The sequence below is a fragment of the Leptotrichia hongkongensis genome, from assembly GCF_007990635.1.
GTDB lineage: Bacteria > Fusobacteriota > Fusobacteriia > Fusobacteriales > Leptotrichiaceae > Leptotrichia > Leptotrichia hongkongensis.
This window is the reverse complement of sequence record NZ_AP019846.1, coordinates 1,575,118-1,597,786: the sequence shown is the minus strand read 5'-3', so window position 1 is coordinate 1,597,786 and position 22,669 is coordinate 1,575,118. Positions and strand designations below refer to the sequence as shown.

30 protein-coding genes are annotated in these 22,669 nt (G+C 27.9%); 21 read left to right on the top strand and 9 right to left on the bottom strand.

Going from position 1 to position 22,669, the window contains the following annotated elements:
* Positions 1-124: 124 nt before the first annotated feature.
* Genes FVE75_RS07520 through FVE75_RS07510 form a run of 3 tightly spaced genes read left to right on the top strand, consistent with a single transcriptional unit; the run spans position 125 to position 1,647 of the window.
* Complete coding sequence (locus FVE75_RS07520) at positions 125-376, top strand: hypothetical protein (protein ID WP_026747755.1); 252 nt, start codon at positions 125-127, stop codon at positions 374-376.
* 36 nt (positions 377-412) lie between these two features.
* Positions 413-1,156 (top strand): hypothetical protein, encoded by a 744-nt coding sequence (locus tag FVE75_RS07515; protein ID WP_147005920.1) that lies wholly within the window; start codon positions 413-415, stop codon positions 1,154-1,156.
* A 38-nt stretch (positions 1,157-1,194) separates the two neighbouring features.
* Positions 1,195-1,647 (top strand): hypothetical protein, encoded by a 453-nt coding sequence (locus tag FVE75_RS07510; protein ID WP_147005919.1) that lies wholly within the window; start codon positions 1,195-1,197, stop codon positions 1,645-1,647.
* Between the two features lie 399 nt (positions 1,648-2,046).
* Here FVE75_RS07510 and FVE75_RS07505 read toward each other — a convergent pair whose 3' ends face one another.
* Positions 2,047-2,271: a heavy-metal-associated domain-containing protein gene (locus tag FVE75_RS07505; RefSeq protein WP_147005918.1), complete on the bottom strand. Its 225-nt coding sequence runs from the start codon at positions 2,269-2,271 to the stop codon at positions 2,047-2,049.
* A 324-nt stretch (positions 2,272-2,595) separates the two neighbouring features.
* On the opposite strand from FVE75_RS07505, the gene FVE75_RS07500 reads away from it, so the two are divergent.
* The 14 genes from FVE75_RS07500 (at position 2,596) to FVE75_RS07435 (ending at position 12,247) form a co-directional block, all read left to right on the top strand.
* On the top strand, positions 2,596-3,222 hold the full coding sequence (locus FVE75_RS07500) for a class I SAM-dependent methyltransferase (protein ID WP_147005917.1): 627 nt from the start codon (positions 2,596-2,598) through the stop codon (positions 3,220-3,222).
* 184 nt (positions 3,223-3,406) lie between these two features.
* Positions 3,407-3,625, top strand: coding sequence for a translation initiation factor IF-1 (infA, locus tag FVE75_RS07495; protein WP_006805851.1), 219 nt, complete (start codon positions 3,407-3,409; stop codon positions 3,623-3,625).
* A gap of 21 nt (positions 3,626-3,646) precedes the next feature.
* The gene (gene rpmJ, locus FVE75_RS07490) at positions 3,647-3,760 is read left to right on the top strand and encodes a 50S ribosomal protein L36 (protein WP_015770204.1); all 114 of its coding nucleotides are present in this window, start codon (positions 3,647-3,649) and stop codon (positions 3,758-3,760) included.
* A gap of 209 nt (positions 3,761-3,969) precedes the next feature.
* The gene (rpsM, locus tag FVE75_RS07485; RefSeq protein WP_021744138.1) at positions 3,970-4,335 is read left to right on the top strand and encodes a 30S ribosomal protein S13; all 366 of its coding nucleotides are present in this window, start codon (positions 3,970-3,972) and stop codon (positions 4,333-4,335) included.
* A gap of 30 nt (positions 4,336-4,365) precedes the next feature.
* Positions 4,366-4,755, top strand: coding sequence for a 30S ribosomal protein S11 (rpsK, locus tag FVE75_RS07480; protein WP_026747748.1), 390 nt, complete (start codon positions 4,366-4,368; stop codon positions 4,753-4,755).
* A gap of 28 nt (positions 4,756-4,783) precedes the next feature.
* Positions 4,784-5,371 carry a 30S ribosomal protein S4 gene (gene rpsD, locus FVE75_RS07475; protein ID WP_147005916.1) on the top strand — a complete coding sequence of 196 codons (588 nt, stop codon included), beginning with the start codon at positions 4,784-4,786 and terminating at the stop codon, positions 5,369-5,371.
* 30 nt (positions 5,372-5,401) lie between these two features.
* On the top strand, positions 5,402-6,376 hold the full coding sequence (locus FVE75_RS07470; RefSeq protein ID WP_147005915.1) for a DNA-directed RNA polymerase subunit alpha: 975 nt from the start codon (positions 5,402-5,404) through the stop codon (positions 6,374-6,376).
* A 42-nt stretch (positions 6,377-6,418) separates the two neighbouring features.
* The gene (rplQ, locus tag FVE75_RS07465; RefSeq protein ID WP_026747746.1) at positions 6,419-6,793 is read left to right on the top strand and encodes a 50S ribosomal protein L17; all 375 of its coding nucleotides are present in this window, start codon (positions 6,419-6,421) and stop codon (positions 6,791-6,793) included.
* A 244-nt stretch (positions 6,794-7,037) separates the two neighbouring features.
* Entirely contained in the window at positions 7,038-8,588 is a 1,551-nt protein-coding gene (locus FVE75_RS07460; RefSeq protein WP_147006459.1) for a subtype B tannase, read from the top strand.
* 1 nt (position 8,589) lies between these two features.
* Complete coding sequence (locus FVE75_RS07455; protein WP_147005914.1) at positions 8,590-10,347, top strand: sensor histidine kinase; 1,758 nt, start codon at positions 8,590-8,592, stop codon at positions 10,345-10,347.
* Between the two features lie 190 nt (positions 10,348-10,537).
* Positions 10,538-10,954 carry a Fur family transcriptional regulator gene (locus FVE75_RS07450; RefSeq protein WP_147005913.1) on the top strand — a complete coding sequence of 139 codons (417 nt, stop codon included), beginning with the start codon at positions 10,538-10,540 and terminating at the stop codon, positions 10,952-10,954.
* 36 nt (positions 10,955-10,990) lie between these two features.
* Positions 10,991-11,488: a ferritin gene (locus FVE75_RS07445; RefSeq protein ID WP_021744146.1), complete on the top strand. Its 498-nt coding sequence runs from the start codon at positions 10,991-10,993 to the stop codon at positions 11,486-11,488.
* Positions 11,489-11,524: 36 nt separating this feature from the next.
* Entirely contained in the window at positions 11,525-11,740 is a 216-nt protein-coding gene (locus FVE75_RS07440) for a transcriptional repressor (protein ID WP_332069807.1), read from the top strand.
* A gap of 36 nt (positions 11,741-11,776) precedes the next feature.
* A complete protein-coding gene (locus FVE75_RS07435; RefSeq protein ID WP_232052496.1) occupies positions 11,777-12,247 on the top strand; it encodes a ferritin in 471 nt (156 codons plus the stop codon).
* A gap of 211 nt (positions 12,248-12,458) precedes the next feature.
* On the opposite strand, the gene nadR is transcribed toward FVE75_RS07435, so the two are convergent.
* From nadR to FVE75_RS07405, 6 genes are all read right to left on the bottom strand, one after another.
* Complete coding sequence (gene nadR / locus FVE75_RS07430) at positions 12,459-13,571, bottom strand: multifunctional transcriptional regulator/nicotinamide-nucleotide adenylyltransferase/ribosylnicotinamide kinase NadR (protein ID WP_147005912.1); 1,113 nt, start codon at positions 13,569-13,571, stop codon at positions 12,459-12,461.
* Between the two features lie 213 nt (positions 13,572-13,784).
* The gene (locus FVE75_RS07425; protein ID WP_408610446.1) at positions 13,785-14,108 is read right to left on the bottom strand and encodes a transcription antitermination factor NusB; all 324 of its coding nucleotides are present in this window, start codon (positions 14,106-14,108) and stop codon (positions 13,785-13,787) included.
* Between the two features lie 175 nt (positions 14,109-14,283).
* A complete protein-coding gene (amaP, locus tag FVE75_RS07420) occupies positions 14,284-14,856 on the bottom strand; it encodes an alkaline shock response membrane anchor protein AmaP (protein ID WP_232052495.1) in 573 nt (190 codons plus the stop codon).
* A 154-nt stretch (positions 14,857-15,010) separates the two neighbouring features.
* Positions 15,011-15,406, bottom strand: coding sequence for an Asp23/Gls24 family envelope stress response protein (locus FVE75_RS07415; RefSeq protein WP_147005911.1), 396 nt, complete (start codon positions 15,404-15,406; stop codon positions 15,011-15,013).
* A gap of 106 nt (positions 15,407-15,512) precedes the next feature.
* On the bottom strand, positions 15,513-16,868 hold the full coding sequence (accC, locus tag FVE75_RS07410) for an acetyl-CoA carboxylase biotin carboxylase subunit (RefSeq protein WP_147005910.1): 1,356 nt from the start codon (positions 16,866-16,868) through the stop codon (positions 15,513-15,515).
* A gap of 45 nt (positions 16,869-16,913) precedes the next feature.
* On the bottom strand, positions 16,914-17,318 hold the full coding sequence (locus FVE75_RS07405) for an acetyl-CoA carboxylase biotin carboxyl carrier protein (protein ID WP_147005909.1): 405 nt from the start codon (positions 17,316-17,318) through the stop codon (positions 16,914-16,916).
* Between the two features lie 351 nt (positions 17,319-17,669).
* Between FVE75_RS07405 and FVE75_RS11725 the strand changes: the two genes are divergently transcribed.
* The 4 genes from FVE75_RS11725 (at position 17,670) to yihA (ending at position 20,163) form a co-directional block, all read left to right on the top strand.
* The gene (locus tag FVE75_RS11725) at positions 17,670-17,768 is read left to right on the top strand and encodes a dephospho-CoA kinase (RefSeq protein WP_269472151.1); all 99 of its coding nucleotides are present in this window, start codon (positions 17,670-17,672) and stop codon (positions 17,766-17,768) included.
* 46 nt (positions 17,769-17,814) lie between these two features.
* On the top strand, positions 17,815-18,300 hold the full coding sequence (gene coaE, locus FVE75_RS07400) for a dephospho-CoA kinase (RefSeq protein WP_332069806.1): 486 nt from the start codon (positions 17,815-17,817) through the stop codon (positions 18,298-18,300).
* Positions 18,301-18,712: 412 nt separating this feature from the next.
* Positions 18,713-19,510, top strand: coding sequence for an LCP family protein (locus FVE75_RS07395; RefSeq protein ID WP_021742969.1), 798 nt, complete (start codon positions 18,713-18,715; stop codon positions 19,508-19,510).
* A 35-nt stretch (positions 19,511-19,545) separates the two neighbouring features.
* Positions 19,546-20,163: a ribosome biogenesis GTP-binding protein YihA/YsxC gene (yihA, locus tag FVE75_RS07390; protein ID WP_147005908.1), complete on the top strand. Its 618-nt coding sequence runs from the start codon at positions 19,546-19,548 to the stop codon at positions 20,161-20,163.
* Between the two features lie 308 nt (positions 20,164-20,471).
* On the opposite strand, the gene FVE75_RS07385 is transcribed toward yihA, so the two are convergent.
* Together FVE75_RS07385 and FVE75_RS07380 are read right to left on the bottom strand one after the other, a co-directional pair.
* Complete coding sequence (locus FVE75_RS07385) at positions 20,472-21,992, bottom strand: YifB family Mg chelatase-like AAA ATPase (RefSeq protein WP_147005907.1); 1,521 nt, start codon at positions 21,990-21,992, stop codon at positions 20,472-20,474.
* A gap of 151 nt (positions 21,993-22,143) precedes the next feature.
* The gene (locus FVE75_RS07380; protein ID WP_147005906.1) at positions 22,144-22,581 is read right to left on the bottom strand and encodes a Dps family protein; all 438 of its coding nucleotides are present in this window, start codon (positions 22,579-22,581) and stop codon (positions 22,144-22,146) included.
* Positions 22,582-22,669: the final 88 nt, after the last annotated feature.

The window sequence follows — 22,669 nt, the reverse complement described above, 5'->3', positions numbered from 1 at the left end:
AATATTAAACATAATTAAAAAAAAAGACAAAATAAGGTTAATCTAAAGGTTTAATTATAGTATTCTTTGTTATACTGAATAAGTTATTTAGAATTATAAATATTAACAGATTGGAGGAAACTACATGAAAATAGTGAAAAAAAATACTGAAGAAAAACGAAGACATGAAATAGAAAATGAAATAAGAGAGCAAGTAAAAAAATTTTTTATAGCGATGATAATAATTATTATAGGTTTTGGTATTTATGTTTTGATAGATAAATCGGAACAGCCAACAGAAAGAATGGACATGAGAGAATGCATAAAAAAATTAAGAAGTGAAGGAGTTCCAGATGAAGTAATAAGTAGCAGTCAAGTGTGCATTCCAGAAAATTAAAATAGTTTGATATATAAATTAGGAGGATGATAAATTATGGGATTTATAATTGCGATTATTGCTATTCTTTTTTTTCCAGGACTATTTTTTTTGATAGTTTCATTTGGAATTTCAGGAATATTTGTTTTAATACCAGTAGTATGTCTATTAATGCTGTATTATCATTATTTTGCAGGTACAATACAAGATACAATAAAATTGTATTATGTATATTGTGTAGCTGTTAATAATTGGAAAATATCTAAATTAGTTAGTAATAAAAAAATAAAATTATATCTTGAAAATGAAAAAATAATACTTGAAAATTCTGAATGTAGTTATGTAATGGATAAATTAACTTATGTTAATAAAAAAGAAACAAGTAATGGAAATAGGTTGTTACAATTATATTTTCAAGATAAAGAAAGTTATAAAGTAGTAAAAGTAACTCTTGAAGTTTATGGAAATTCACTTAGTACAAAAATTTATAATAGATTAAAAACAATACAAAAAGATACTTCTTATGAAAAAATAGAAATATTAGAATTGATAAACCAATGTAAAAAAAGCAGTTTTCTATGTGTTGATAAATGTATAGAGACCTCTGGTATAATAAAAGATGTTAATGTTAATGGTGATGTTAGTTTAATAGCAAATGAATTTGAAAATTTTCAAGTAGTTTTTTTGTCAAAACAAAAAGAAAATACAAATTTATTAGTAGGAGAAGAATTAACAATAAAAGGAATAATAGATCAGATAGGTAAAAATAGTGTTCTTATTAGAGAAAATATTTTTATATAACATATAAAGTCGAAATTTTTAAGATTTAGGAGGAATTTATGAAAAAATATGATTTGAATTTAAAATTAGTACATTCAAACGAATTAAAATATATCAAAATTACATTTGAATCAAAAGGCAATAATGAGTGGAGAGTTGAAACTCAAAATATTAAAGGAAAGTTTGAAAAAAATTTTAATTTGGGAGATATATTTGATTTAAAAGATTACAAGGCTAAAGAAAATTTTTTAAATGAACTTTTTGAGTATATCCATTCAGATAATTATCCTGATTTTGATTATGAATATTTATACAATACTAAAAAATTATTGATAAAGTTTTTCGAGAGAATGTATCAGATTGAAAATAAAGAGTGTGAAAATTCGGACAGCTTAATAAAAGAATATAACGAAAATGAATTTAAAGAGTTAATGAAATCAATTCAAGAATATCAGCAGGAATCCATAGAAAAACTAAATGAGTTAGATAAAAAGTTTATACAAAATCTTTAAAATTTAAAAGATGATAAAGAATAGTGAAATTATTCAATATCATCTTTTTTGTAAAAATTTCGGTTTCATTAAAAAAATAAAAAATGAATATACAAATATAATAAAAAATGTTATAATTTTATCAATCCTTGAGAAAGGAGGTGTCATAGTTATGCGTACATTATTAATAAAAATCTTAGTTATAATTTTATTACAGATAGTAATAATTTTAATACAAGAGTTTTGGAAATAACTAAAAAAGAGAGCTTACTTTGGGGGTTAGCTCTCTTTTGATTTGTGTATAGTTATGCGTATTTTTATTACTTTACAAATCTATTATAACATTTTATAATAAAAAAATCAACTAAATTTAAAATAAAAATTTTTAATTTTTTGTAAATAAATTGTTAATAAAAAAGATTAAGAAATTTCTGTAACATCCTTCACTTTATAATGCCCAGCACTATTAATTACATCCGCTATCAGCAAATCGTCAACTTCTACGTTTAAAGTAACTTTTGCATTTTTATCAGAAAGGTTTACTTCTACACTTTCTACTTCTGGCAGTCCGTATAAAACATTTTCTACTTTTTTAGCACAGTTTTCACAGTGCATCCCTTCTATTTCAACAAGTTTTTTTATCATTTTAAAAACCTCCATAAAATTTTATTTTTATTAAGGCACAAAATTTAAAATTAATAGTTTTGTGTCAAATATATTATATAAAAAAAATTATAAGAATGCAAGAAGTTTTGTATATGCAATGATTTTGAAATAAAGTTGTTTTTGAAAAAATACTTGTAAGATAAAAAATGGGTATGTAACTGTGAAAAATATGTTATAATAGTAAAAGTGTTGAAAGATAGAAATAATTCTGATAATACAGCAGGGGAGTATTATGAATAATTGAAATTCAGTGATAAAATAAACATTAGAATAAAAAATAGAAAAGTTAGGAGGAAATTGATAATGAGCCATTATTTTTCAGAAAAGCAGGAAGTAAAGTCGGATAGAAAAATAATAAAATATGAAATGGAAAATAAAAAATTTGAGTTTGTAACAGATAATGGGGTATTTTCAAAGACGAAGGTAGATTTTGGAACGGATGTCATGCTGAAAGTGTTTTTAAGAGAAAATATGAACAAAAAAAATCAAAAGTTTGATATACTGGATATTGGCTGCGGATACGGAGTTGTATCAGTTGTTATAAAGTCTTTTTTTGAAAATGTTAGAACTGTTTCATCAGATGTGAATGAGCGGGCTTTGGAGCTTACAAGGGAAAATCTTTTGAAAAATGGAGTTGTAAAAGAGGAAAGTGATAATTTTGAAGTAAGAAAATCGTTTGCATTTGATGATGTTTCTGAAAAGTTTGATGTGATTTTATCTAATCCGCCAATTCGAGCTGGAAAGCAGACAATTTTTCAAATTTATGAACAAAGTTTTGAGCATTTAAATCAAGATGGTCAGTTTTATTGTGTGATTCAGACAAAACATGGAGCAAAAAGTACACAGAAAAAATTGGAAGAAATTTTTGGAAATTGTGAAACTCTGGAAATTAATGCTGGATATAGAATTTTTAGGAGTGTAAAAAATTAGAAAAATCCATAAAAATAACTGTAAAATAAAAAATAATTGACAAAATACGATAAATACTGTATTATGATAAGGTAAATAATCAAATGTATATTGTTTTTTTAATTTTTATAAAAATTAAATGTTAAAAAAACTGGACATTTAGTTATTTTTTTGTTATAATAGAAAGGATCCGAGGTGATTATTTATGGCAAAACAGGATGTTCTTGAGCTGGAAGGTGAAATAATCGAAGCATTACCAAATGCGATGTTTCAAGTAAGGCTTGAAAATGGACACGAAGTTTTAGGACATATCTCAGGAAAAATGAGAATGAACTATATAAAAATTTTGCCAGGAGATAAGGTTACGGTGGAAGTTTCTCCGTATGACTTGTCAAGAGGTAGAATTGTATATAGAAAAAAATAACAGTTGGAAGGAGGGTTTTTAGTGAAAGTAAAAGCTTCAGTAAAACCTATTTGTGACAAATGTAAAATTGTTAAACGTCACGGAAAAGTAAGAGTAATATGCGAAAACCCTAAACATAAACAAATACAAGGATAGTTTTAAAATATTTTTTATTTTAAAAAATAACAGATTAATAAACCTAAAAACATTTTTATTAAAATATATTGTAGATAAAAAACAAAAATACTATGGATATTTAAATAAAGATTGTAAAGGTATGTTTAGCTGTAGAGCTTATTCCTTATATTGTGTATGTGAGGGCATATTGAAGAAGATTAAAAATATCAAAACGAGGAGGAAAAAATTTGGCTAGAATAGCAGGAGTAGATATTCCAAGAAATAAAAGAGTAGAAGTTTCTTTAACTTATATTTTTGGAATTGGTAGAAGCACTTCAAACAAAATTTTAGGAGCAACTGGTATCGACAGAGATACTAAAGTAAAAGATTTGACAGAAGAACAAGTAGCAAAATTAAGAGCTGCTGTGGAAGAGTACAAAATTGAAGGAGAGTTAAGAAAAGAAATTAGACTTAACATCAAACGTCTACTTGATATCAAGAGTTACAGAGGATTAAGACATAGAAATGGATTACCTGTAAGAGGACAAAAAACAAAAACAAATGCAAGAACTAGAAAAGGGCCAGTTAGAATGGCAATTGCTAAGAAAAAATAATAACTATTAAGTTAAAGGAGGAAACCATAAGTGGCAAAAAAACCAGCAACTTCAAAAAAGAAAAAATTAAAAAACATTCCTAATGGAATAGCATATATACATTCTACTTTTAATAATACTGTTGTTACTATAACAGATTCAGAAGGAAAAGTAGTAATTTGGAAATCAGGAGGAACTTCTGGATTCAAAGGAACTAAAAAAGGGACTCCGTTCGCAGCACAAATCGCAGCTGAACAAGCAGCTCAAGTTGCAATTGAAAATGGTATGAAACAAATTGAAATCAAAATAAAAGGACCTGGATCTGGAAGAGAAGCTTCTATTAGATCAATACAGGCTACTGGATTAGAAGTAACAAGAATAGTTGATATAACTCCAGTACCTCATAATGGTGCAAGACCACCTAAAAAGAGAAGACCGTAATTTTATAAACTAAGGAGGAAAAAGATAAATGGCAAGAGATAGACAGCCTGTGTTAAAAAGATGTAGAAATCTTGGTTTAGATCCTATTGTTTTAGGGGTAAACAAAAAATCAAATAGAAATATTAGACCAAATGCAAATAGAAAATTAACTGAATATGGAACACAACAAAGAGAAAAACAAAAAGTAAAATTCGTTTATGGAGTAATGGAAAAACAATTCTATAAATTATATGAAGAAGCAACAAGAAAAGAAGGAGTAACAGGGGAACTTTTACTTCAATATCTTGAAAGAAGATTAGATAACGTAATCTATAGATTAGGATTTGGTGCTTCAAGAAGACAAGCAAGACAAATCGTAAGTCATGGACATATTTTAATTAATGGAAAAAGAGTAAACATTGCATCATACAGAGTAAAACAAGGTGATGTAATTACAGTTAAAGAAGATTCTAAAGAATTAGCTTTAATTAAAGAGTCTGTTGGGCAAAAAACAGTTCCAGGATGGTTATCACTTGAAGAAGGAGCTTTGACAGCTAAAGTGTTAGAAAATCCAGGAAGAGATGCAGTTGACTTTGAAGTTGACGAAGCGATGATTATCGAGTTCTACTCTAGATAATAATATTTTAATCGGAGGAGATGAATTAGCTTGTTAAATATTGAAAAAATAGCTAAAAATGTAAAATTAACTGAAGAAAAAGAAGATAATTATACAGCAAAGTACACATTAGAACCTCTGTATAGAGGATATGGGAATACTATTGGAAATGCACTTAGAAGAATATTGTTATCATCAATTCCAGGAACTGCAATAAAAGGAATTAAAATTGAAGGTGTGTTGAATGAATTTTCTACAATAGAAGGTGTAAAAGAAGCAGTTACAGATATTATTTTAAATGTGAAAGAAATAGTAGTTGAAGCTGATGAGCCAGGTGAAAAGAAAATGACACTTTCAGTAAAAGGACCAGCTGTAATTACAGCTGCAGATATTCATGTAGAACCTGGACTAAGAATTATAAATCCTGAGCAGGTTATTATGACTGTTACAACTGATAAACAGATTGACATAGAATTTCTTGTTGATTCTGGAGAAGGATTTGTAGTTTCTGATGAAATTAATACTGATGGATGGCCAATAGGATATTTAGCAGTTGATGCAATTTATACACCTATTAAGAGAGTAAATTATAGTGTTGAAGACACTATGGTTGGACGTGTTACAAACTATGACAAGTTAATTTTGGAAATTGCTACAGATGGAAGTATCGAAATTAAAGATGCTTTATCATATGCAGTAGAATTATTAACTTGGCATTTGGAACCATTTACAAATATTGGAAACAGTATGAGTAAATACAGAGATAGTGAGGATGAATTGGCAGAAGCTGATGCTGAAAATGAAAATAATATTGAAGATATGAAAATTGAAGAACTTGACTTTACAGTACGTTCTTATAATTGCTTGAAAAAAGCAGGAGTAAATACAATTTCAGACTTAACTTCAATGACATATAACGAATTATTGAAAATTAAAAATTTAGGAAAAAAATCGTTAAATGAAATTATCGATAAAATGAAAGAACTTGGTTATGATTTAGACGATAATACAAGTAGTGATGAATAATCATATAAAAATTTAGAATAAAATCTTAAACGAGGAGGGAAAATGAATCATAATAAATCATATAGAAAACTAGGTAGAAGAACTGATCATAGATTAGCTATGCTTAAAAATATGACAATTTCTTTAGTAGAACATGAGCAAATTGAAACAACAGTAACTCGTGCTAAAGAATTAAGAAAGTTTGCTGAAAAAGCAATTACTTTAGGGAAAAAATATAATAATTCAACTGATGCAGCAAGAAGAGTACATTTGAGAAGACAAGCTTTTGCATTTTTAAGAAATGAAGGAGCAGTTGCAAAAATCTTTAATGAAATTGCACCTAAATATGCTGAAAGAAATGGTGGTTATACAAGAATTATTAAAACTGCTGTTAGACGTGGTGATTCAGCTGAATTAGCGATTATTGAATTAGTATAATGATTATAATAGTTAAAAGGCATAGGTTTTTACTTATGTCCTTTTTTTATAGTAATTTTAATTAAAAAGATATTTTATTTATTTTCTAACAAGGGTTTCAAAACACTTGTTAAATAGATTTACAATAAATTTATTATTCTAATGCGAAATATTGTAAGATTAAAAAAATAAAATATAGTAAAATAAAAGGAAAATTCATGAAAAAAAATTAATTATATTAAGTTTATTGGTTTCAGCTCTTTCAATGGCTGCTGATAATAAAAAAGGATTAGTAGATTCTAGTAAAAATCATAAAAATGTTGAAGTGAATACGAATGAAGATAAAAAGCCACAAATGGGAGCACCTATGAATAAAAAAGTAATAACCGAAGATATGATAACAAATAAAGCAGAAAATGGTTATAATTTAAATTTTGATGTAAATAAGAATTATACGACGAAGACAGCTACTGTTAATGGGAAAACAGTTACTTATCGTGCTTATGAAAATATAGTTTATGTTGCAAAACCAATTGATATTGCTTATCAGACTATAAATATCTATATTCCAGAAGAATATTTTAAAAATAAGTCAGTTGGAAAATATAATGCGAAAAGTGCGCCGATATTTTTCCCAAATACAGTTGGAGGATATATGCCTGGAGCAGCTGGAATGCGTGGAAATGGAAGAGATGGAAAGCCAGATGCTTCACTAGTCGCATTATCAAATGGATATGTCGTGGCAAGTCCTGGAGCTAGAGGTAGAACTTTGGAAAAAGATGGGAAGTATACTGGAAAGGCACCTGCTGTAATTGTAGATTTGAAGGCAGCTGTTAGATATTTACGATATAATGATACTAGAATGCCAGGAAGAGCCGATAGAATTATTTCCAATGGGACAAGTGCTGGAGGAGCAGTTTCAGCTTTGCTTGGTGCAACTGGGAATAATAAGGATTATGAACCGTATCTAAAGGAAATTGGTGCATTGAATGCAAGAGATGATATTTACGCTGTGTCAGCTTATTGCCCAATAACTAACTTGGATAATGCGAATACAGCTTACGAATGGATGTTTAACGATGTAAAGACATATAAAAAGATAGAGATTTCAATGTTAGATTACAATGTGGAAAGAAAATACACTGAGGGTACGTTGACTGATGATGAAATTTCACGTTCAAATGATTTGAAGAAAATGTTTCCTGCCTATTTAAATAGTTTAAAATTAAAAGGTAAAAATGGGAAGCTTTTAACATTGAATGAAAATGGAAATGGGAGTTTTAAGGAGCAGATTAAGCAATATTACATTGATTCTGCAAATACTGCTTTGAAAAAAGGGACTGATTTATCGGAATTTGAATTTTTAACAATAAAAAATGAGAAAGTTGTAGATTTGGATTATGATAAATATGTGGCTTATATGGGTAGACAAAAAACGCCAGGGGCATTTGACAATGTAGATTTGTCAACAGGGGAAAATAACGAGTTTGGAGATGAAACTACGAACAATAAACATTTTACGGAATACATGTTGGAACACTCGACAGTAAATGGAACTATGGCTGATAAAAAAATCATAAAAATGATGAATCCAATGAACTACATTGCAAATTCGAAAGTAAAATACTGGAGAATAAGACATGGTGCGGTTGACAAGGATACCTCGCTTGCAATACCTGTGATACTTGCTATAAAACTCGAAAATCTTGGGAAAAAAGTTGATTTTGCATCGACTTGGGCAACTCCACATTCTGGAGATTATGATTTAGATGAGTTATTTAGCTGGATGGATAAGGTTGTAGCAGAAGGAAGATAGTGTGAAAATAGGAAATAAAAAATTTAAGGAGATAAAATTTAAAAACAAAATATTTATAAAGCTACTTTCATATTTCGGATTGTCGCTTTTGTTATTTTCTATTGTAATCGGAAGTATTTTTGGATATATTTATATTCAGAATACTGTTAGTTTACATAAGAAAGATTTGGTTGAAAGAGCTTATAAGATTTCAGAAACTTTGTCTAAAATATGGTTTGAGAATATAGATGAAAAAAATGTAGATAAAGATTTAGATGTAGAAAGAAAAAATGATGCTCCAGAAAAAAATAAAAATAAATTTTTAAAACCAAATAGGGAAGTTCCTAAAATTGTAGGAAATATAAATGGAAAGGCATTTGAAAATAATATTATTGAAGATATAAGAAAAGATGAGATTAAAAAAAGTTCAGAAGAAAAAAATTCTAAAAAATTATTAAATGAAAAACATTTTCATAGACATAGAATCGTGGATGAGAAGGACAATAATGTCAAAATATTTAGAAGTATGCGGATGATTGAGGATATTGCAATGGGAGAAGTCTGGATAGTGGATGCAAAAACAGGAAATATTGTGCAGGGAAGAAACGAGAAGGGACAATCTTTTTCATATCTGAAATTACCACCAAATGCAGAAGAAACTATTAAAAAAGCTATTTCTGGAGAAACAACTACGACAGAAAATTTTAATGATTACTTAAATGAAAATTCAATAACAGTAGCAGTTCCAATAAAAAATGGTGAAATGATTGAAGGAGTCGTACTGCTTCATTCTCCAGTAAAATATATGTCTTCAGCATTAAAAAGTGGTATTTATACACTTGTTTTTAGTATTTTAGCTGCACTAATCCTTGCGGGTATCAGTGCTGTTTGGCTTTCTATCAGCTTTACAAAGCCACTTAATAAGATTCGTAATACAACAACAAAATTGGCAAAGGGAAATTATGAAGTAACAACACAGGTAAATCAGAATGACGAAATTGGAGAACTTGCAAAAAGTATTGATAAACTGGCACTTCAACTAGATAAGAGTTCGAAAGAAAGTGAACGTTTTGAAAAAATGAGACAAAATTTTATTGCAAATATTTCTCACGAACTGCGAACTCCAATTACAGTGATTCGTGGTTCAATAGAAGCTATTTGTGATGGAATTATAAAGGATCCCGAACAGCTAAAGGATTATAATGAACAAATTTTATCAGATAGTATTCATTTACAAAGACTGGTTAATGACTTGATAGATTTGACGAAACTTCAAAACACAGATTTTTCTATTGATAAAAGCACAATAAATTTATTTGAAATTATAAATGATGCCGTTAGAAGCATGAAGAATATTTCAACTAAAAAAGGTGTGAAAATAAATTTTTCTCTAGAAAATGCAATTGAAGAAGACAGGTATCTTTTTGTTGGGGATTACCAGCGGATTCGACAAATGATAATAATTGTATTGGATAATGCAATAAAATTTTCTAATGAAAATCAGGAAGTTGATATTTTGCTAAAAAAAGAGAATAATAAATATGAGCTTAAAATATGTGACAGCGGAAGAGGAATTGATTCTAAAAATATTGGAAAAATTTTTAACCGCTATCATAAATCAAATACCGAGGAAAATAAAAATGGAATGGGGCTAGGACTTGCAATTGCAAAAGAAATTGCAATACGACATAATATTGAAATTATGGTAGAAAGTGAGCCATATATAAAAACAATCTTTACTTTTTTAATTCCTATAAATGAAAATTTAAAAATAACATAAATCTAGTGAAAAAATAAACTTTGATACTAAAAATAAATAAATTTATTGACAAAATTTAGAAAAAGATATAAAATTGTAATGGATACAAAGAAGTAAGTATAAATGTTAGTTGTCTTACTCAAACAATATATCTATTTTTATTATTTAATTGAAATTAAAATATAAATAACAAACAATATTAGGAGGAAGTATGCATATAGAAAACGTTGGTGACTATTTAAAGAAAAATGGAATAAAACCTTCAGTACAAAGAATGAAAATATTTCAATATCTACTAGATCATCATACACATCCAACAGTTGATGATATTTTTCAAAATTTATCTCCTGAAATGCCTACTTTATCAAAAACTACAGTATACAATACATTAAATATATTTGTCAGTAATAATATTATTCAAGAAATTATTATTGAAGAAAATGAAGTAAGATATGATGTAGTCACGGATAATCATGGACATTTCAAATGTAAATCTTGTGGAGAGATAATTGACTTTGATGTAAATTTATCAAAATTTGATTTATCAAAATTGGGAAATGTAGAAATTGATGAAATACATTTTTACATAAAAGGTACTTGTGAAAAATGTTTAGAAAAACATAATTAAAAATTTAAGATATAAAAAATATAGATTGGAGAGAAAATGAAATTAAATAAAGAATTAGAAGTTTTACTAAATAATCAAATAAACATGGAATTAGCAGCGGCTTACCAATATCAAGCTATGGCTGCATACTTTGATGAAAGAGCATTAGAAGGTTTTGCAAGCTGGATGGGAAATCAAGCAAAAGAGGAAATCGAACATTCAAAAAAGTTTTATGAGTATGTATTAAAAAGAAACGGTAAAATTGAATTTTTGGGATTAGATAAACCTAAAATGGACTTTACATCAGTAAGAGAAGTATTTGAAGCTGCTCTTGCACATGAAGAAGCTGTAACAGCCTCTATTGAGAATATTCACAAACTTGCAAGAGAACTAGGAGATTATGGTGCAGAAGTATTCTTGAATGAATTTGCTGAAGAGCAGGAAGAAGAAGAAGAACAAGCTCAAAAATTCCTTGATAAGATTATTTCACTTGATGTTGATAATAATAACGCTACGTTATATTTATTAGACAAGGAAATGGGAAAAAGAGACTAAATAAAGTAGTATATAATTTTGTAATTATATAATAATATTATTCAAGAAATTATTATTGAAGAAAATGAAGTAAGATATGATGTAGTCACGGATAATCATGGACATTTCAAATGTAAATCTTGTGGAGAGATAGTTGATTTTGATGTAAATTTATCAAAATTTGATTTATCAAAATTGGGAAATGTAGAAATTGATGAAATACATTTTTATATAAAAGGTACTTGTGAAAAATGTTTAGAAAAACATAATTAAAAATTTAAGATATAAAAAATATAGATTGGAGAGAAAATGAAATTAAATAAAGAATTAGAAGTTTTACTAAATAATCAAATAAACATGGAATTAGCAGCGGCTTACCAATATCAAGCTATGGCTGCATACTTTGATGAAAGAGCATTAGAAGGTTTTGCAAGCTGGATGGGAAATCAAGCAAAAGAGGAAATCGAACATTCAAAAAAGTTTTATGAGTATGTATTAAAAAGAAACGGTAAAATTGAATTTTTGGGATTAGATAAACCTAAAATGGACTTTACATCAGTAAGAGAAGTATTTGAAGCTGCTCTTGCACATGAAGAAGCTGTAACAGCCTCTATTGAGAATATTCACAAACTTGCAAGAGAACTAGGAGATTATGGTGCAGAAGTATTCTTGAATGAATTTGCTGAAGAGCAGGAAGAAGAAGAAGAACAAGCTCAAAATTCCTTGATAAGATTATTTCACTTGATGTTGATAATAATAACGCTACGTTATATTTATTAGATAAGGAAATGGGAAAAAGAGACTAAATAAAATATATAATTTTGTAATTATATAATATAAAGTGGTTTTTCAAAAATGGCTAAGTATGCACGATTTAAGGAGGGCACGATAAAAGTATTTAGCTGTTTTTTCAAAAACTTAAAATAAAAATTTGAGAAATAAAAACCTATTTACTAACTATTAAAATGGATTTTAGTAATAGGTTATTTTTTTATATAAAAGAATCTGCTATTTCCTGAAGCTGTGAATTATCAGCACCATCTAAATATGCCTTTATAATATGTTTACAAGCCAAGTATCTTTTTTCGTAGCTATTTGATTTTACTGTAATATATTGAATATGATATTCTTTATATAATTTCTTTAATAAATTTTGGAATTTTTCACGTCTGTCATTGTCGCCAATTGAACGAAGGCCATCATTTACCCAAGTAACATTATTTTCAAGTAAAATCGTCAAGTCAAATCTGTAATTTTGTACAAATTCACGAACTATTGGATTGTCCCGTTTTTCATAAGTTAGGCAAAAGGCCAGTGTTGCAATGTAATCTGTATCAATCAATGCAAATTTATTAGCATTTCTTGCAGCATATAAGACATTTGACTGATGCCCGAAAACGATTTTTTCGTAGTCAGAATATTGTAATGATTCTTCATCTCCACCTAATTTTTCAAAAACATATTCACGTCCATATTCCCAAGCAGAAGTTGTATTAAAAACATTTGCAAGTTTATCTATCATTACGCTTTTTCCACTACTTTCTCCTCCACAGATTGTAATAATGGGTATTAGATGTTCTCTTACTTCACGTGGCAAGTAGTTCCAATATTTACTAGGATTTTCACGTATTTGCTTGGAATTAACATTGTATTCTATATAATTTTTATCTATGGATCTAGTTTCTGAACCAAAATGCTTTAAATTGTACTCTTTGTCTTCATCACGATTGCTAATGAATATCACATCATTTTTCCAGTCTATTTCGTTTTCATTTTCCATTTTTTCTCTTTTTTCAATTTCATTTTTTAAGGTTATAGCCCATTCTTCCCAGTTATCACCTTGCTGAGAAAAGTTATTTTCATCCAATAAAAATGATGAAATATTTGGCTGATTTTTAAATGTCTGTTTTACAAAACGTAATCTGTCCTTTGGTGTGATTTCCTTCACAAAACGGGAGTTAGAAGTAAGAAGATCATCTGCATCATCAGAATATGAGATAATAACATATAATCTGTCTACAATTCCGCTGGCTCTTTGAATAAAGTTTACATGCCCAATGTGAAGTGGAAAAAACTTTCCAGTAATTATTCCTATTCTCTTCATTATCCTGTATTTCCTTTTCTAAATATTTTAAAATAAAAATCTATAATATAGTTTTTGTAAATTTTTATTGAGTTTAAAATTAAGAATATTTAACTTTTAGATTTATATAATTTTATAAGTTTAATAAAGCAAGAATATTTAAAAAACTTCCATATTTTAAATATAGAAGTCTTTCATAATTTAATATTTGTTTCTTTTAATTTATTCTTCCATTTATTTATACTTTTCTTCTTTAATATTTTTTATTAATTTCGCAAGAATTCCGTTTAAAAAGTCTTTTGTGTCATTATATGAATATTTTTTTGCAATTTCTAAAACTTCATTAATTGCGATTTCATATCCAACATTTTTTATCGTAATTTCATAGAAGGATACTTTTAATAAAACTTTTTCAATTGTTCCTAAACGTTCATACGTCCAGCCTTCTAATACATCCTTTATTCTTTCAATTAAAATACTCTCATTTGCAATTATTTCAGTAACATAACTTCTTAAAAAATCAATTTCCTCATCTTTTTTTAAGTTTTCTTCAGTAATTACATCATTTATTCTCTTTTCGATATCATTGTTAATTAGTTCATATTCAAAAGAAGTTTAAATATCTCTTCTCTAATTTTTCTTCGTGTCATTAATTTTCCTTTCCAGATGAAGAAGTTTTAATTTCTGTATTAGTTTGATTTTCTAATTTTGAGATAATGTTATTGTTATTTTTTTATATTTTCTTTTGATTAGTTGGAGAGTCAATAATTTTTTTTTCAACAATTGTTTCTCCTAAAACTTTTTTCAATTTTACTTTACTTTTTTTTACAGTAATTCCAGTTGAATGAAAAACATATTCAGATAATTTATTTTGAATTTCTGCAAGTTTTTCATTTAAGTTATCGACATTATAAGTATCTACAGTAGCTTCAATAACGACAGATTTTCCTTTTGGATATGATTTTACTTTTGAATTTTTAATGATTTCCTGTCCATTTAAGAAATCTTTTGATGTTTCATTTATTGTTTTTATGGAAACTTCTATTTCTCCATTTTTATTTTTAACTTTTCTATTTTGAGAATATTTTGTAAGTTTATTAATATAAGAAAGTAAAAATACTACTAAATAAATTATTGATAATAGTCCAACTAAGATTTTAAAATTTAAACTACTTAAATCTATAAAACTATCTAGTTGTCCTAAATAATCAGTCCTAAACAGAATATCTGATATACTTGAAAATACAATACCAACAAATCCAAGTATTACAGATAGTCTTGCTAAAAATCCTAATATTGCAATCATTAATATATACTGACAAAATACACTGCATTTTAACTTTGCGAGTTAGATGAAGTGTATCTGTCAGTTTCTCCTTTCCTAATTGAGTGAATATTCTCAAATATTATTAATAAAAATTTATATTTAAATTCAATAATATTTGAGTCTATTATGATTTTTATTCTTCAATTTCTGCAGTTTCTGTTACAGGAGCTTGAACATTCTCTTTTTTGTCTTCTTTTATAATTTTTTGAATATATACGTTTACTTCCTGAACTTTTAATCCTGTCATTTCAGTAATTGCTTTTACTACTTTTGTTTGGATTTCTCCAGCTAATGCAGGTAACTTGAATCCCATTTTTGCAACGATGTATAAATCTAATGTACATTCAGTTTCTCCAACTTCTACTTCAATTCCTTTTCCACCTGAAGATACATTTTGGAAAAATTTAACAATTTCGTTTTTAGAAGTTCCACCAACAAGGCTGTGTACTCCTTCAATTTCTGCTACTACTGATTCTGCAATAGTCGCTACTACTTCCTGAGATATATTTACATTTCCTAATTCGTTCATTTCTAATTCCTCCTATTTTTTATTTTTTATCAAATAGTAATCATATTATTTAATTAATAATATGATTTTTTTTGATTTCAAAAATTATTATCCAGTTTTTTATTAATTATTTACCAAGTGCATCCTTAAAATGTGTCTCAATAAAGTTTGTATAGATTGTTCCTTTTTTAAAGTCTTCATTATCAAGCACTTTTAAGTGAAATGGTATAGTTGTGTCAATACCTTCTATAATAAATTCCTTTAAGGCACGTTTCATTCTTGCAATAGCTTCTTCCCTATTTTTTCCTTTTACGATAAGTTTCGCTATCATTGAATCGTAGTAAGGCGGGATTTCATAATTCTGATAAGAATGAGAATCGATTCTTACTCCAATTCCACCTGATGGAATATATGTTTCTAGAACTCCTGAAGATGGAAGGAAACCATTTTCAGAGTCCTCTGCATTAATTCTGCATTCTATTACATGTCCATTAATATTTATATCTTTTTGAGAAAAACTTAATTTTTCTCCTGCGGCTACTCTTATTTGCTCTTTTATCAAATCTACACCAGTGATTTCTTCACTTACTGTATGCTCTACCTGAATTCTTGTATTCATTTCCATAAAATAGAAATTCATGTTTTTGTCAACAAGAAATTCCAATGTTCCAACACTGTCGTAACCAATTCCTTTTGTTAATTTTGCAGCGAATTTCCCCATTTTTTCACGTGTTTTTGCATCAATTCCTGCTGATGGAGATTCTTCTATTAATTTTTGGTGTCTTCTTTGGATAGAGCAGTCTCTTTCTCCAAGATGGACAACATTTCCAAATTTATCTCCAATAACTTGTATTTCAACGTGTCTTGGTTCTTCAACGTATTTTTCAATATAAACATCTGGATTTCCAAAAGCCGCTTTTGCCTCATTTTGTGCAGCAACAAAATTTTCTACAAGTTCTTTTTCATCATGGGCGATTCTCATTCCTTTTCCGCCGCCTCCTGCAGTTGCTTTTATCATAACAGGATAAGTTATCCATTGTGCAACTTTTTTGGCTTCTTCAACATTTGGAACAATTCCATCTGACCCTTTTGTTATTGGAACTTTGTGCTTGATAGCAGTTTCCCTTGCTGTTGCCTTGTCTCCCATCATACTGATTAGTTGAGGTTTTGGACCAATGAATACGATGTTGTTTTTATCACATATTTCAGCAAATCTTTGATTTTCTGCTAAAAATCCATATCCTGGGTGAATAGCCTCACTTCCTGTAATCTGTGCTGCTGAAATAATATTCGGTATTTTTAGATATGAGTCTGCACTACTGGCAGTTCCGATACAGACAGCTTCGTCGGCAAGTTTTACGTGAAGTGAATCTTTATCAGCTTCTGAATAAACTGCAACTGTGGCAATTCCTAACTCTCTTGCTGCCCTAATTATCCTAACAGCAATTTCTCCTCTATTTGCTATTAATATTTTTTTAAACATTAATATTCTATCCTCCTAAAAGATTTCTGTTTCATAAAAATAATTTTAATTAATTTCAATTTTAAATAGTTCTTTTGCAAAGTCAACTGGTGAGCCGTCTGCCACTAGCACTTCTTTTAAAATACCATCTACATTAGATTTTACATCATTATCAATTCCTATTGTATTTATTTTTGCAAGAACTTGTCCTTTTTTTACTAAAGTTCCAGGTTTTGAACTTACTAGCTTTATTCTTCCCACATTACTCGATTTGATAATTTCTTCTGCTGCTAATACAGCTGTAAGAGTTTCTTTTTCAACCTTTTCTGTTACAGGTGCTACATTATTTGCGATATTTGTAGTTTCAGAATTTGTTAATGTAAGTTTTACTTTTCCATATCTTACTTTTAGTTCTGCTATATCTTCTTTCTTTAGAACTTTCATCAATTCCTGAATATCTTTAAGTTCCATATTCCCTCCTTGTATCTTAATTTTATAAATCAAACTTTTAATCGCCAAATTTATCACAAAATTATACATATAATTTTATCATATTATAAGTATTTTTTCAATTTTTTCTTTTCTTAGTTCTGTTTTTATTATACCATATTTTCTTTTGAAATTTTATTATATAAAAAAAATTATTTTCTGTATTGATAAAATTAATATAATCTTGACTTATATTGTTTTATTTAGGGATTATATTGAATTTGAAAAATAAAAATTGTTGCAAATAAATGAAAAAAGGTATAAAATATATCCACACTTTTGTAAAATTGAATAAATTTTGAATTTAAACTGGATTTTTGTGGGAAGGAAAAAATGAAAAAAGTAGTTATTGGGCTTACAGGTGGAATTGGAACAGGAAAAAGTACAGTTAGTCAAATTTTAAAAGAAAAAAATTTCCAGTTATTGATTTAGACATAATTTCTCATGAAGTTATTAAATTTCCTAAGGTTGTGGAAAAATTGTAGAAAATTTTGGTAAAGAAGTCTTAGAATATAATAATACTGGAAATTGGATTGTTTCACGTGAAAAATTAGGAAGAGTTATTTTTGGAAATAGAGAAAAAAGACTTATTTTAAATTCTGTTATGCATCCAGAGATTTTACGTATTATGCGAGAAAAGATTCTGGAGTGTAAAAAAGAAAATAAAATTATTTTTGTGGAAATTCAGCTTCTTTTTGAAGTTCAATGGGAAAAGGAATTTGATTACATTTTGCTAGTAAGTGCAGAAAAAGAAACGCAGATTAAACGTATTTTATCTAGGGATAACCGTAGTAAAGAAGAGGCTTTGAGTATTATAAATTCACAAATGTCTTTGGATGAAAAAAAGAAAAGAAGTGACTATGTTATTGAAAATGACGGAAATATTCAGGATTTGGAAAAAAAAGTTGATGATTTTTTGAAAAAAATAGAATTTGAAAATATACTCAAACCTATTTTAAATTAAACTGCTAAAATTATATAAATTTAAGGTTTGAGTAAAATAGTCATAGCTTTTGTGTTTGGTTTTAAATAAGTTTTACTATAAAATTTAACTTTGAAATAATTTGTAAGAGTAAGCTTTATTATAAAGTTCTCTAATAAAGGATATAAACCCAATATTTTCAAATGATTTAATATATAATTTTTATTTTTTAAATAGAATTTAGTATCATAGGTTGTAGGATTTGCGGTAATGAGCAATCCTATGAAAATAAAATAGAAAAAAATTGAATGATTATGAATTAACTGTTGAAAAACCTTATTATAAAAATTTGTTCTAATTTTTAAACGAGGTTTAGTATTAAATAAATTTATTTTAAATATATTATTCAAAAATTTGTAAAAGTATAAATAATGTAAAATTAAGAGGTGAAAAAATGAAAAAAGTATTTATAATATTAGGAATATTTTTAGTGGTGCTTATAGGGTGGCTTTCTGTACCATTTAATATTCTTGTCATAGGAGTAGACGCGTATGCTAATCAGCCGACAGAAGGTTCTCGGAGCGATGGGCTAGTTGTTATAAGAGTTGTGCCTTATCTGGCACAGGTAAAAATGATTTCGATTCCGCGTGATACATATGCAGAGATTCCTTGTGAAAATTATAAGCAGGATAAAATTACACATTCACATCACTTTGGCGGTGTGCAATGTACAATTGACGCTGTGGAAAACTTTCTTGATACAAAAATTAATTATCATGTAAGATTTAGATTTGAAGATGTTATGAACTTAACTAATTTGATTGATGGAGTTGATGTTGTTTCAAATCACACTTTTAATCAGGACTATTTTGATCAAGAAGTATTTCATTTTAATCAAGGTCAAGTTTATAATTTAAGAGGGAGAATGGCACTTGCCTATACAAGACATAGAAAAAGTGATACAGCCTTTAAGCGTGATGAACGTCAAAGACAGGTTATTCAGGGAATTGTGAAAAAATTAGTTGCACCATCTGGATGGAAATATATTCCAGAAGTTTATGGATATGCAAAAGAAAAGATGGATGTTGCAGTAAATCCAATTAAAGGATTATCAGTATTACCAGCATTTTTACTAAACAAAAAAATTGAGCAGTATGAGATTACTGGAGATGGAAGAATGATTAATGGAATCTGGTACTTTATTCCTGAAGAAACTTCAGTGGAAAATGCAAAAGATGAGTTTAAAAATTAGAAAAATAGAAAATTATAGAAAAAAAGAGGTGAAGCATGGAAATAAGCAAGTCAGAATTTGTGAAATCAGCAGTTGTGGAAAAAGATTATCCGGAATTTAATAACACTGTGGAATTTTCTTTTATTGGAAGATCAAATGTGGGAAAATCTTCACTGATAAATTCACTTACAAAAAGAAAAAATTTGGCAAGAACTAGTAAAACGCCAGGAAGAACACAGTTAATCAATTATTTTTTGATAAATAGCAAAATTCATTTTGTGGATTTGCCAGGATATGGATTTGCTAAAGTGCCTGAGGCTGTGAAAAGAAATTGGGGAAAAACAATAGAAAGCTATCTTGTGTCAAATCGTGAAAAAGTAGTTTTTTTATTGCTGGATTTGCGTAGAGTTCCGTCAAATGAGGACATGGAAATGTTAAAATGGTTAGAACATTTTGAAATTGAATATTATATAATATTTACAAAAGCTGATAAATTGTCAAACAATGAAAAGTTTAAACAGCTAAAGGAAATCAGGAAAAAACTTGTATTTAAAAATGAAGATGTATTTTTTTATTCTTCATTAAAAAATACTGGAAGAAAAGAATTGCTTGATTTTATAGAAGAACGGATTAATGAGAAAAATAAGAAATTAAAGAGATATAAAAATGTGTAATTACTCAGTTTTATTTGAATAGTTACACATTTTTTATTTTCCTAAATTATAAAAATCAAATCTAATTTTTAAGTATCCCTCTTAAAAACTTTTGTAATTTTACAGAAAATAAATTTAATTTCATAAATTTTCTGATTTTATACTCGAACCCATTTAAAATTGAACTGATAGAAATTATATAATTTAGGGTTTGAGTAAAATAGTCATAATTTTTGAGTTCTGTTTTAAACTAGTTTTACTATGCTATTTTACAAGTATTAAGACTGCTTGTTATTAAAAAATTCTTTTTTTAATAAGTTTAGTGCTATTTATTTTCGTCGATAATTTAGTGCCTCCAATAAATGTTCCTTTTTTATGTTTTCTTCACCATCTAAATCTGCTATTGTTCTAGATATCTTCAAGATTTTATCAAACATTCTGACTGACAATTTTAAATTATCAATGGCAGATTTCATAATTTCTTCACTTTCTTCATCTATTTTGCAATATTTATTTAATTGTTTCTTATTCATATCTCTGTTTAGAGTATTTGAATTAAAACGTTGTTTTTGGACTTCACGAGCTTTTATAACTCTTTTTTGAATTTCTTTGGATTTTTCTGATAAAGATTCATCAAAAATTTCATCTTTTTTTAACTGATGCATTTCTACATATAAATCCATTCTGTCGAGAAGTGGACCTGAAAATTTTTTCTGATAACGTTTAATTTCTTTTAGACTGTCGTTACATAGTGGATTATCAGGGAAATATCCGCTGGGAGTAGGATTTGAAGCAGTTATTGTAATATTTTTTACTGGATAGGTTACACTTAGGTTTGCTCTTGAAATAACGATTTTTCCATCTTCCAGAGGCTGTCTTAACGTTTCCAATGTTTTTCCTTCAAACTCTCCAATTTCATCTAAAAATAATATCCCATTTAATGCCAGCGTGATTTCTCCGACTCTGTTTGCACCACCGACTAAAGCCACTTGTGTAGCTGAATAGTGTGGAGCTCTAAATGGACGGTTACGTATTATTGGTTCACTTTGGCTTAGCATTCCTGAAATACTGTAAATCTTTGTTGTTTCGATTATTTCTTCTTCGGTCATGTCAGGTAAAATTGTATTAAATCTTTTTGCAAGCATTGATTTACCTGAACCAGGATCGCCTATTAGAAATACATTGTGTCCACCAGCGGCTGCAATTTCTAAAGCCCTTTTTGCAAGTAGCTGCCCTTTTACATCTGAAAAATCAACAGTCTCATCTAAGTTTTTATCTTTTTCTGATTTTGAAGCATTCATCTCGACAGCTTTTTTACACAATGTTTTTATATCAATTTTTCCATCTAGAAAATCTAGTAATTCTGTAATTTCATCAACAGGAATAATTTCTACACCTGAAATTAATTTTGCTTCATTATAATTTTCCATTGGGACAACAACGCCTGTAAAATTTGTTTCTTTTGCTAAAATTGTGGCGTTTATTGCTCCATTTATTGATTTTATCTTTCCATTTAAGGAAATTTCTCCTAAAATTAGATATTTTTTTAATATGTCTATATTTGAAATATGCCCTGTATTTGCAAGTATGCCTAAAAATATGCTCAAGTCAAAATGACTGCCCTTTTTTCTGATATTTGCAGGTGACAAATTCACCAGGACACGTCTGACAGGAAATTCAAACCCCACATTTTTAAAACAGCTCCTAATACGCTCCTTGCTTTCAGAAATCGCCTGATCCCCCATTCCAACTATATTAAATACAGGCAGCCCTCTGGATAAATCAACCTCTACTTCTACAACATAAGTATCCACACCCATATAGCTGCAACTAAATAAACTTATTGCCATAACCCCACCTTTTTAATTTTTTATTAATAATTAATTATAACATTTTTTATATATTTTGTAAATAAAAAAGAGAAAATCTGTAAAAAGATTTTCTCTAGATATATGTAATAGGTAATTTTAATGACTTTGTAAAGATTTTTAATTATGATTATTATTTTAAGTATGCGTTTAACATCCATAAATCTTTTTCATATGTACTAATATATTCGTCAACTAATGCAGATGTTCCGTAATCATTTTCCTCATCAGCCGCTTCTTTTACTTCTTTCACTAATTTTAACATTGCTTCAAATTCTTTTTTTACATCAGCTACTGCTTCTGGAATAGAAATTTCTCTATTTTCAGCTTCCTTAATAGTTGTAACTGCTAAATAGTCTTTTAATGTTCCTAGAGGACGACCTCCTATTGATAAAATTCTTTCTGCAACGTCATCAATTTGTTCATTTATTGCATCATAATATTCTTCCAATTTTTCATGAACAGAAAAGAATCCAGCACCAACAATGTTCCAGTGGTAATTTTGAACCTTTCTGTAAAGTACGTTCAAGTTAGCTAAGTAAAGATTTAATTTTTCAACTGTTTTTGACATTTTTATCACTCCTTAATTTATAATATTTATATATTTGTAATAATTACAAATTTATTATACTAAAAAATAGTTAAGTTGTCAACACATT